11 protein-coding genes are annotated in these 9,717 nt (G+C 68.3%); 5 read left to right on the top strand and 6 right to left on the bottom strand.

All coding sequences use genetic code 11. The annotated features are described in order from the left end of the window. Positions 1-9 precede the first annotated feature (9 nt). From FFS56_RS02725 to xseA, 3 genes are read right to left on the bottom strand one after another with little or no spacing between them, the layout of a single operon-like run. Positions 10-654 (bottom strand): DUF4245 family protein, encoded by a 645-nt coding sequence (locus tag FFS56_RS02725; protein WP_046749621.1) that lies wholly within the window; start codon positions 652-654, stop codon positions 10-12. Then, complete coding sequence (locus tag FFS56_RS02720; RefSeq protein ID WP_046749620.1) at positions 651-890, bottom strand: exodeoxyribonuclease VII small subunit; 240 nt, start codon at positions 888-890, stop codon at positions 651-653. The genes FFS56_RS02725 and FFS56_RS02720 overlap by 4 nt, the downstream gene beginning before the upstream one ends. Before the next feature lie 36 nt (positions 891-926). Further along, positions 927-2,204 (bottom strand): exodeoxyribonuclease VII large subunit, encoded by a 1,278-nt coding sequence (gene xseA, locus FFS56_RS02715; protein WP_127012406.1) that lies wholly within the window; start codon positions 2,202-2,204, stop codon positions 927-929. A 66-nt stretch (positions 2,205-2,270) separates the two neighbouring features. On the opposite strand from xseA, the gene FFS56_RS02710 reads away from it, so the two are divergent. The 3 genes from FFS56_RS02710 to FFS56_RS02700 all read left to right on the top strand — a co-directional run bounded on the left by FFS56_RS02710 (position 2,271) and on the right by FFS56_RS02700 (position 4,935). Further along, positions 2,271-3,350 (top strand): 4-hydroxy-3-methylbut-2-enyl diphosphate reductase, encoded by a 1,080-nt coding sequence (locus FFS56_RS02710; RefSeq protein WP_171010964.1) that lies wholly within the window; start codon positions 2,271-2,273, stop codon positions 3,348-3,350. 105 nt (positions 3,351-3,455) lie between these two features. Further along, entirely contained in the window at positions 3,456-4,145 is a 690-nt protein-coding gene (locus FFS56_RS02705; RefSeq protein WP_233437304.1) for an IclR family transcriptional regulator, read from the top strand. Between the two features lie 235 nt (positions 4,146-4,380). Next, the gene (locus FFS56_RS02700) at positions 4,381-4,935 is read left to right on the top strand and encodes a DUF6264 family protein (protein WP_127012405.1); all 555 of its coding nucleotides are present in this window, start codon (positions 4,381-4,383) and stop codon (positions 4,933-4,935) included. Positions 4,936-5,028: 93 nt separating this feature from the next. Here FFS56_RS02700 and fbaA read toward each other — a convergent pair whose 3' ends face one another. Then, positions 5,029-6,057, bottom strand: a complete 1,029-nt coding sequence (gene fbaA / locus FFS56_RS02695; RefSeq protein ID WP_046749615.1) for a class II fructose-bisphosphate aldolase — start codon at positions 6,055-6,057, stop codon at positions 5,029-5,031. Positions 6,058-6,242: 185 nt separating this feature from the next. Between fbaA and glpX the strand changes: the two genes are divergently transcribed. Together glpX and FFS56_RS02685 are read left to right on the top strand one after the other, a co-directional pair. Beyond that, the gene (gene glpX / locus FFS56_RS02690; protein ID WP_045262743.1) at positions 6,243-7,229 is read left to right on the top strand and encodes a class II fructose-bisphosphatase; all 987 of its coding nucleotides are present in this window, start codon (positions 6,243-6,245) and stop codon (positions 7,227-7,229) included. A 180-nt stretch (positions 7,230-7,409) separates the two neighbouring features. Continuing rightward, a complete protein-coding gene (locus tag FFS56_RS02685) occupies positions 7,410-7,694 on the top strand; it encodes a hypothetical protein (protein ID WP_046749613.1) in 285 nt (94 codons plus the stop codon). Between the two features lie 32 nt (positions 7,695-7,726). Here the strand turns inward: FFS56_RS02685 and FFS56_RS02680 are convergent, their stop codons facing one another. Both FFS56_RS02680 and FFS56_RS02675 read right to left on the bottom strand, forming a co-directional pair. Next, positions 7,727-9,016 (bottom strand): DNA recombination protein RmuC, encoded by a 1,290-nt coding sequence (locus FFS56_RS02680; RefSeq protein WP_127012404.1) that lies wholly within the window; start codon positions 9,014-9,016, stop codon positions 7,727-7,729. Between the two features lie 66 nt (positions 9,017-9,082). After that, the gene (locus FFS56_RS02675) at positions 9,083-9,685 is read right to left on the bottom strand and encodes a 3'-5' exonuclease (RefSeq protein WP_046749611.1); all 603 of its coding nucleotides are present in this window, start codon (positions 9,683-9,685) and stop codon (positions 9,083-9,085) included. Positions 9,686-9,717: the final 32 nt, after the last annotated feature.

Genomic DNA, 9,717 nt, shown 5'->3' with positions numbered 1-9,717 from the left:
GGGGGTGGGTCATGGGGTCTCCGAGATGGTGCGGATCTGCGGGATGAGGCTCTCGGCGAGTTCGGCCGTGGAATCGGCCGACCGTGAGCCGTAGAGCAGGATGTAGTCGGCGCCGGCCTGCGTGCCGATGGCGTAGGTGACGTTGGCGTTCGACTCCGCGCTACCCGGCTTGTAGACGTCCCAGTCGAGCCCGCCGATGCGCACCGTGTCGGTCGGCGCGATGCCGTTCAAGCGCTGCGGAGCCCAGGACGAATCCGCGTCGAAGGCCTGGTCCACCTTGATGAACCCGCGCTCCTTGTCCGACTTGGGGGCGAGCGTGACCTCCCAGACGACGGTCGCGCCACCCTGCATCTCGGCCCCGTTCGCGCGCCAGAAGTCGCCGAGTTCCGGGATGAGGACGGGGCGGTCCATCGAGGACTCCACCCCCTCGGCCACCGCGGCGACGTCGAGGGGCTTCTGCTCGACGGGTGCGCCGCGGGGAACCGCGAAGATGATGACGGCGACCACGGCGAGTGTCACGAGAAGCGCTGCGACCAGGTTCCGCACCGTCTGGCTCGATCGGTACGCCTTGCTCGACGCCGCCTTCCTGGCGGCGGTCTCGTCGGGTGTCTCCGGACGGCCGAGCTCGGCGATGATGGGGGGCTGCTTGCTCATGACTCTCCGGCGTCGTCGGCATCGGAAGCCGCGGCACGAGCAGCGTCAAGACGCCGCTTCGCTCCCAACAGCCACTCCTCGCAGCGTGCGGCCAGCGCCTCTCCGCGCTCCCACAGCGCGAGCGAATGCTCGAGTGTGGGGGAGCCTTGCTCGAGCTCTGCGACCACCTTGACGAGTTCGTCACGGGCCGCCTCGAACGACAGCGTGTCCACGGGGGTGTCGTTCAGGGCGCTCACTCCTCCATCTTACGTCGATCGATGCCGACGCTCTGCTCAGTCCCCTTCGGGGATCTCGCCCTCGGAGCGGGCTGCCAGCGATCCACGATCCAGCGTGATCGTGAGGCCGCTCCCGGCGGGAGCGTCGGTGGCATCGCGGAGGATCACACCACCGTCGAGGTGGGCGATCGCGTAGCCGCGAGCCAGGGTCGCCGCGGGGGAGAGGGCTCGCAGGGATGCGCGGAGTTCTCCCGTGCGGCGCCCGGCGTCGTCGAGCTGTCGGTTCACGGCGTCCCGTCCACGCCCGAGCAGCAGCCACGTCTCCTGGGCGCGGGCATCGATGATCGGTGCGGGCGAGCGCAGCACCGGTCGCGAGCGCAGCTGCTCCAGCTGGGCGATGTCGTGCGTGAGGCGCTGGGTGAGCCGTGAGGTCGCTCGCGACCGCAGCTGCGCGATGAGGGCTCGCTGCTCTCCCACGTCGGGCACGACGCGCTTCGCGGCATCGGTCGGCGTCGAGGCGCGGAGATCGGCGACGTCATCGAGAAGCGGGTGGTCGTTCTCGTGCCCGATCGCGCTCACCACGGGCGTCGATGCCGCGGCGACCGCACGCACGAGTCTCTCGTCGCTGAAGCCCAACAGCGTCTGCGGGTCGCCGCCGCCGCGGGCGATGATGATCACGTCTACCTCGGGATCAGCGTCGAGCCGAGCGAGCGCGGCGAGGGTGTCCGGGACACAGCGGTCCCCCTGCACGGCGGCGTACTCGGTGCGGAAGCGCACCCGCGGCCAGCGCAGCTCGGCGTTGCGATGCACATCCTTCTCGGCGTCCGAGCGCTCGCCCGTGATGAGGCCGATCACGTGCGGGAGGAAGGGGAGGCGCTTCTTGCGCGAAGGATCGAAGAGCCCCTCCTGCCGCAGCTGCACGCGGAGCTTCTCGAGGCGTTCCAGCTGATCGCCGAGCCCGACGTGCTTCATCGCGGAGACGGCGAAGCTGAAGTCGCCCGCCTTGACGAAGTAGTCGGCCTTGACCGCGGCGACCACATGGTCGCCGACGCCGATGTCGGACGGGATGCGCGCACGCACGCTCGACCACACGCGGATGGAGATCTGCGCGTCGGACCTGGTGTCCTTCAGGCGCGCGAACACGTTGCCGGCTCGCACGTTCCACGAGGTGATCTCGCCTTCGACCCAGACCGTGTTCCACCGCGCGATGAAGTCGCGGATCGTCGCGTTGAGGCGGGTGACGGAGGTGGGGGCGTCTGCGGTGGAATCGCGGGGTGCGACCGAGTCGGCCGGCGGCGTCTCGCCCTGGCCCGTCGTCGCTTCGAAGACTGTCATCCGCTCCCGTTCCCTGCCCTCGAACCTCCCCGGCCGCGCACAGCTGCGCGACGGTAGAATTCAAGGGTGACTTCGACTGCCGTTCATCTCCCCGTGCCCCGCCTCCCACGAGTGCGTGCGGCGGCCGGGCGGCTTCAGGATAACCCGGTGGCCGGACACAAGCGTGTTCTGCTCGCCGCCCCGCGCGGTTACTGTGCGGGTGTCGACCGCGCGGTCGTCGCGGTGGAGAAGGCTCTCGAACGCTACGGCGCCCCCGTCTACGTGCGCAAGCAGATCGTGCACAACATCCACGTCGTCACCGAGCTCGAGGAGAAGGGTGCGATCTTCGTCGAAGAGGTCGACGAGGTCCCCGAGGGTGCGCACATCGTCTTCAGCGCCCATGGTGTCTCACCCGCGGTCGTGAACGCGGCCTCCGATCGGGGACTCCACGCGATCGATGCCACCTGTCCTCTGGTCACCAAGGTGCACCGCGAGGCCGTGCGCTTCGCGCGCGACGACTTCGAGATCCTGCTCATCGGTCACGACGGGCACGAAGAGGTGGAGGGCACGGCCGGAGAGGCGCCGGACCACGTGACCGTCGTGAACTCTCCCGAAGAAGCCGACACCGTCGTGGTGAAGGATCCGAACAAGGTCGTCTGGCTGTCGCAGACCACGCTGTCGGTGGACGAGACGATGGAGACGGTCAACCGGTTGCGCACGCGATTCCCCGAACTGCAGAATCCGCCGTCGGACGACATCTGCTACGCCACGCAGAACCGTCAGGTCGCGATCAAGAAGGTCGCCGCCGGGGCAGACCTCGTGATCGTGGTCGGTTCGTCGAACTCGTCCAACAGCGTGCGTCTGGTCGAGGTCGCCCTCGAGTACGGAGCGAAGGCCGCTTACCGCGTCGACTATGCCGAGGAGATCCAGCAGGAGTGGCTCGACGGCGTCGAGACGGTCGGTGTGACCAGCGGCGCATCCGTGCCCGAGGTTCTGGTCCGCGAGGTGCTCGATGCGATCGGCGACGCCGGCTACCGCGATGTCGAAGAGGTGAAGACCGCTGAGGAGGATCTGATGTTCTCCCTGCCCAAGGAACTGCGTCAGGACGCTGCAGGTCAGCGGGACGCCCGGGCTCTCGGCGGTCGTGCATCCGGAGGAGGCGCGTAGCGTTGAGCGCCGCGGAGGCGGAGCCCACCCTCATCGGGTCGGTGCAACGCGCGCTGCGACTGGTCGACATCGTCGCGAACTCCCCCCCGCCCGCTTCCGCCGAAGATGCTCGCGGCGATCACCGGACTGACGCCGGGGACGACCTACAACCTGGTGCGCACGCTCGTGCATGAGGGGTATCTGTCGTCGGAGCCGGACGGCGTGGTGCTCGGCAGTCGGTTTCCGTCGTTCCAGCAGCAGATCGGCTCCAGGGGCGTCTTCCTCGCTCGAGTGCGCGCGGCGCTGCGCGAGGTGACCGAGGAGGTGGGAGCCACGGCCTACCTCTCGCGCTTCGACGACGGGGAGATGCATCTGGTCGACATCGTCGACGCGGTCCGGAACCCTCGGATCGAGCTCTGGGTGGGGCTGCAGTCCAGCGCCCACGCGACTGCGCTGGGCAAGCAGATCCTCGCCGACCTCTCGGAGGAGGATCGCCTCGACTACCTGTCCCGCCATCGGCTGCCCGAGCTCACCCCGCGCACGATCACCGATCGCAGGACGTTGCTCACACAGCTGGAGCGCTCGCCGGGGTGGGCTGTCGACCACGAGGAGTACGCCATCGGTGCGACCTGCCTCGCTGTGCCCGTCATCGCCCCTGGCGTCACCGCGTCGCTCGCGATCTCGCTGAACGCCGAGCGCGATGTGGTCGACAGGGAGCTGGTGTCGAAGCTGCAGGTCGCCGCGAGGCGCCTCTCGCTGCAACTCGGCGCGGATGCTCTGGACAGCGGGTCATCCGACGAGGATTTCACTATCTGAAGTCAGACCCCTGGCGCGGCGGCATGCGTTTTCCTACTATGGGGGGAGTAGCGGCATACAAGAGCGCTACCGACCGCCTCGAGCGTCCCCAGCGCTGGCGGTCGACCTGGATGAGAAGCGTCCCCAGCGCTTCACGTCCGCGGCCCCGAGAAGTCCCCACTTCTCCGGGGCCGCTATCGTTTTCGGCACGCAGTTGCTGGGAGGCGGCATGAGGGTATGCCGTTAGCATGGCGAGATGAGCGATCAGCGGCCCCAGTACGGAGAACTCGCGACCCCGGAGGAGCAGCGACGGGCCGCGGGTCTGCCTCCGATCGATGAGCCTGTGATCGCTTCAGCCGCTGCAGCGTCACCACCGCCGGCCGTGCCGGGAGCGGTCGCGGCGTCGAGCCCCTCGAACGGTTCCCCCGCGAAGCGGGCGTATCCGCTCGATCGTTTCGCCACGATCGCCATGCTGGCGTACGGACTGATCAACGTCGTCGTCACCGGGCTGTCGTACCTGGACCTGCCGAGCGTCATGAACCAGACGATGAAGATCATCGGCATCGAAGGCGAGTTCACGAACTTCGCGTCCGCGAGGACCTGGGGCACGATCGCCGCGATCCTGCTCGCCGTCGGGTGGTCGGTCACCGCCGCGCTCTCGATCCGTCGCCTCCGCCGTGGACGTGTGACGTGGTGGGTTCCGATCGTCGGGGCCATCGTGACCATGGGTGTGGTGTCGGTCTGCATCGCCGTGCCGATGATGGGCGATCCGGCGTTCATCGCGCACCTCGAGCAGATGACGCGTCCCTGAGGACGTTCCGTGAGGTCTGCGCGGGCGCAGCTCCCACGGAGAACGAGAAGGGGCCCGGCAGGATGCCGGGCCCCTTCTGTGTCTCGCGACCGATCAGCTCTTGGACTGGCCGTACGAGCCGAGCTGGCGGGTCGACTCGACCACGCGGGCGGCCATGGCCGACTCGGCGATCTTGCCCCAGGCACGCGGGTCGTACTGCTTCTTGTTGCCGACCTCGCCGTCGACCTTCAGCACGCCGTCGTAGTTCTTGAACATGTAGTCGGCGATGGCACGCGTGTAGGCGTACTGGGTGTCGGTGTCGATGTTCATCTTGATGACGCCGTTGGCGACCGCGAGGGCGATCTCCTCATCGGTCGAGCCCGAGCCACCGTGGAACACGAGGTCGAGCGGCTTGGGGCCGGTGTTGTACTTCGCGGCGACCTCCGCCTGGATCTCGCCGAGCAGCTCGGGACGCAGCTTCACTCCACCGGGCTTGTAGACACCGTGGACGTTGCCGAAGGTGAGGGCCGCGATGTAACGCCCCTGCTCACCGAGACCCAGCGCCTGCACAGCCTGGTCGACGTCGGCGAAGGTCGTGTAGAGAGCTTCGTTCGACCCCTCATGCTGTACGCCGTCCTCCTCGCCGCCGACGACGCCGATCTCGACCTCGAGGATGGCGTTGATGGCCTTCATGCGGGGGAGCAGATCCTTCGCGATCTCGATGTTCTCCGCGAGGGGAACAGCGGAGCCGTCCCACATGTGGGACTGGAAGATCGGGTTGCGACCGGCCTTGACCTCTTCCTCCGAAGCGGCGATCAGCGGCTCGACGAAGCCCGCGAGTGCGTCCTTCGGGCAGTGGTCGGTGTGGAGGGCGACGGTGATCGGGTAGTTCTTGGCGACCTCGGTGGCGAAGCGCGCGAATGCGAGAGCGCCCGTGGCGCGAGCCTTCACCGTGTGGCCGGCGAAGTAGTCGGCGCCACCGGTGGTGACCTGGATGATGCCGTCGGAGCCGGCCTCGGTCAGGCCCTGGAGGACGGAGTTGATCGTCTGCGAGCTGGAGACGTTGAATGCGGGGTACGCGAAGCCGCCGGCCTTCGCGCGGTCGAGCATTTCGGCGTACTGATCCGGGGTGGCGACGGGCATGAGAACTCCTGCGATAGGGGAAGCCGGGACAGCTGCCACTCTATCGGGGCGCACGCGCCGATACCGCAGTCGCCGCCGGGGGCGAGCACGTTCGCTTCTGCGTAGCTGTTAAGAACAGCGATTCCTTCGGCGGATCGTGCCGGAAAAGCGGCGGATTCGGAGCGCACGATGGCTAGGCTGACCGCATGGTGAGTCTTACTGCTGATCTGAGCCCGCTTCGTCCCGACCGCAACCTGGCGATGGAGTTGGTGCGATCGACGGAGGCTGCGGCCATCCGCGCTGTGCCGTTCATCGGTCGCGGCGCGAAGGAAGCTGCGGACGGCGCGGCTGTCGACGCCATGCGGGCCTTCCTCGGCACGGTCGACTTCCAGGGACGGGTCGTCATCGGTGAGGGCGAGAAGGACAACGCCCCGATGCTCTTCAACGGCGAGATCGTCGGAACCGGCCGAGGGCCGCTGTGCGACATCGCCGTCGACCCCATCGACGGGACCTCGCTGACCGCTGCCGGTCGACAGAACGCCCTGTCGGTGATCGCCGTCTCGGACCGCGGCACCATGCTCGACGCCTCGAGCGTCTTCTATATGGACAAGCTCGTGACGGGGCCCGCCGGCGTCGGTGTCGTCGATATCCGCTTGCCCATCGGGGAGAACATCCGCAAGCTGGCCGGCGCTCTCGACAAGCCCGTCGACGAGATCGTCGTCTCGGTGCTGAACCGTCCGCGTCATGAGCAGCTCATCCAGGAGATCCGCGATGCCGGCGCCGGCACCCGTCTGATGAGTGACGGAGACGTCGCCGGCGGCATCAATGCGGCACGCCACGACGCCCGCACCGACATGTGCGTCGGCATCGGAGGCAGCCCCGAGGGCATCGTCACGGCTTGTGCGATCAAGGCGCTCGGCGGCCACATCCAGGGTCGGCTCTGGCCGCGTGACGACGACGAGCGCCAGCGCGGCATCGACGCGGGGCTCGACATGGACAAGGTGTACGAGGCCGACGATCTGGTGCAGGGCAACAACACGATCTTCGTCGCGACCGGTGTCACCGATGGCCAGCTCGTCGCGGGTGTCCGGCGCGAGCGCGGCTATGTGTACACCGAGAGCGTCGTGCTCAGAGGCGCCTCGGGGACGCTCCGTCGCATCGCGTCCGAGCACCTCGTCTCGAAGTGGCTCTGACGCTTCTCGTGTTCGCCGTCGTGTGATCGTCGGCGCTGAGGCTGTCGGCATCGTTATCGAGCCGGTATCGCCTCACACCCCGACGATCCACGGTTCGCCGGGCCCCCGTGTCACAATTGTCACTGGGTTTGTCGCCGTCGACGGAGCCGCCAGGCACCGCAGGCACAGGAGGGCGAACAGATGACAACGCAGCACACGAGCGGTTCGAAAGCCGCCGCGACCAGGATCGTCACGACGAACACAGGGCGCATCCTCCGGGTGAGCGCGGACGCGGAATCCGCTCCGAAGCCCCCGACCGTGGCCCCCGTCGCACCGGCAGTAGACCCGGCCCGACGTGCGGATGTTCTCTTCCGCGTCCGGCGCGATGAGGGGCACGAGCTCAGCGCATGGTGGATGATCGGCGCGTTCCTGGCAACCAGCGGTCTGGTGATCCTGCTGCTCAGCGGCGTTCCCGGTATCGCCTGATCACGGCGCCCTCTTGCTCGGTGAGCGCTGGATCAGCGTTCTTCTTCGAGTCTGATCCGCACGTCGCCCACGTCTGCGCGGAGCACCGACTCGTCGCGCGCCGCGTCAGCCACCGCGTCGCCTGACTCCGGTTCGTGGGTGCTCTCCTCAGAGGCGATCAGCTCCGGTGCCGTGAATCGTCTGGCCGCCCCTGTCGTCACCGCGGGGGCTGTCGAGAGCGCCGACGCGTCGACCCCGGGGAATTGGCGAGCGGTCACGAGCACGCGTGTCTCGAGCGAACCGGCGAACCGGTTGTAGCTGTCGACGGTGCGCTCCAGGGCGCGGCGCAGATCGTCGGCGTGTCCGGCCAGGGTTCCCAGCCGGTCGAACAACTGTGTGCCGAGCGCGAGCAATGTGCGAGCCTCGGTCGAGACCTCCTGCTGTGTCCAGGTGAACGCCACGGTCTTGAGCACGGCCCAGAGGTTGACGGGGGAGGCGAGCGCGACTCGTCGGCCGAATGCGTAGTCGAGCAGCGTCGGGTCTTCGTCGATCGCGGCGGCCAGCAGCGATTCGCTCGGCAGGAAGCAGATCACGAACTCGGGGCTCGCATCGAGCCCCGCCCAATAGGCCTTCTTCGCCAGGGCGTCGATGTGCGCTCGGACTGCTTTCACGTGCTTCTGCATCAATGCTCGACGCTGAGGCTCCTGGGCGTCGCCGCCCGGAAGCGCAGATGCCTCGAGGTACGCGTCGAGCGGCACTTTGGCGTCGACCGCGATCGAGCTGCCACCCGCGAGCCGGATCACCATGTCGGGACGGCCCTGGCCCCGGTCGCTGGAGATCGTCGCCTGCAGGTCGAAGTCGATGTGTCGGGTGAGGCCCGCGGCTTCGACGACACGGCGGAGCTGCGTCTCGCCCCACACGCCTCTCGTGGCGCTGGAGCGCAGAGCTCCCGCGAGGGACTCGGTGGTCGCCCGGAGCGCTTCATCGGACTCCTGCGCTCGGCGCAGCTGCTCCTCGAGCGTGCCGAATTGAGCGTGCCTCTCCCGCTCGATCGCGGTGACCTTGGTCTGCATCTGCTGCAGACTCTCACGCACGGGGGCGAGCGCGGTGAGCACCGCATTCTGCTGCTGCACCCGCTGCGCCTCGGCGCGCTGCTCGTTTCGCGCGTGCTCGACGGCATCGCGGTACAGGTCGTATTGACGGTCTCGGTCGTCGCGCGCAGCGGCCAGCTCGGCCTGAGCGCGCGCGAGATCGGCGGCGCCTCGGCCGGCGCGCAGGAACCAGCCGACGGCGATGCCCGCAGCGAGTGCGACGAGCAGGAGAACGACAGCCAGAGCATCCATGTGTTCATGATGGGGCCGGCCTCCGACATTCGGAGGTCGCCGCGCACGGAGCGGTCGAGGTGCGGGTCAGGCGACCGCACGCTCCAGTGCGGGTGCGACAGGAGCAACCGGAGCGGTGACCCGCAGACTCAGCGCGTCGGCGAGAGCGAAGACGTCGCCTGCACCGGCTCTGTAGGCGGCGTCGATCACGATCTGGGCACACGCACGGGCATCGGCCAGGGCATCGTGGTGCGAGAACTCCTCGAACCCCGCGGCAGCAGCGGCGACCGGCAGCCGGTACGAGTCGAGCGTGTAGGTCTTGCGGGCGACCTGCAGGCTGCACAGCGACCGGTAGGGCGGGCACAGCTGGCCCGTGGCCTCAGACGCGCGGCGCAGCACATTGAGGTCGAAGCCGGCGTTGTGCGCGACCAGCACATCGGCACCCGCGAAGGCGCACAGGCGGTCGAACTGGTCGACCCAGGTCGCGGCCGACAGCACGTCCTCCGGCTGGATGCCATGGATGCGCACGTTCCACTCCTGGAACTCGTCATGGCCAGGCGGCGGCTGGATCAGCCAACCGGTGGTGGCGACGACCTGGCCGTCGCGGACGCGGACCAGTCCGACCGAGCACGCAGAGGCCGGGCTGGAGTTCGCGGTCTCGAAGTCGATCGCAGTGAAGTCCAGTGGCACATCCCCACCTTCCCCCGGTCCCTCGAAGACGT

Source organism: Microbacterium sp. Beta (assembly GCF_005502545.1).
In the GTDB taxonomy this organism is placed as follows: Bacteria; Actinomycetota; Actinomycetes; order Actinomycetales; family Microbacteriaceae; genus Microbacterium; species Microbacterium oxydans.
Note: the sequence above shows the minus strand (reverse complement) of the source record. Positions and strands in the feature narration are given on the sequence as shown.

Excerpts from the sequence above, each read along its gene's own strand:
- FFS56_RS02700 (WP_127012405.1), top strand. The coding sequence starts at position 4,381 with ATGAGCGATCAGCGGCCCCAGTACGGAGAACTCGCGACCCCGGAGGAG.
- fbaA (WP_046749615.1), bottom strand. The coding sequence starts at position 6,057 with ATGCCCGTCGCCACCCCGGATCAGTACGCCGAAATGCTCGACCGCGCG.
- xseA (WP_127012406.1), bottom strand. The coding sequence starts at position 2,204 with ATGACAGTCTTCGAAGCGACGACGGGCCAGGGCGAGACGCCGCCGGCC.
- FFS56_RS02725 (WP_046749621.1), bottom strand. The coding sequence starts at position 654 with ATGAGCAAGCAGCCCCCCATCATCGCCGAGCTCGGCCGTCCGGAGACA.
- FFS56_RS02680 (WP_127012404.1), bottom strand. The coding sequence starts at position 9,016 with ATGGATGCTCTGGCTGTCGTTCTCCTGCTCGTCGCACTCGCTGCGGGC.
- FFS56_RS02685 (WP_046749613.1), top strand. The coding sequence starts at position 7,410 with ATGACAACGCAGCACACGAGCGGTTCGAAAGCCGCCGCGACCAGGATC.
- glpX (WP_045262743.1), top strand. The coding sequence starts at position 6,243 with ATGGTGAGTCTTACTGCTGATCTGAGCCCGCTTCGTCCCGACCGCAAC.
- FFS56_RS02705 (WP_233437304.1), top strand. The coding sequence starts at position 3,456 with ATGCTCGCGGCGATCACCGGACTGACGCCGGGGACGACCTACAACCTG.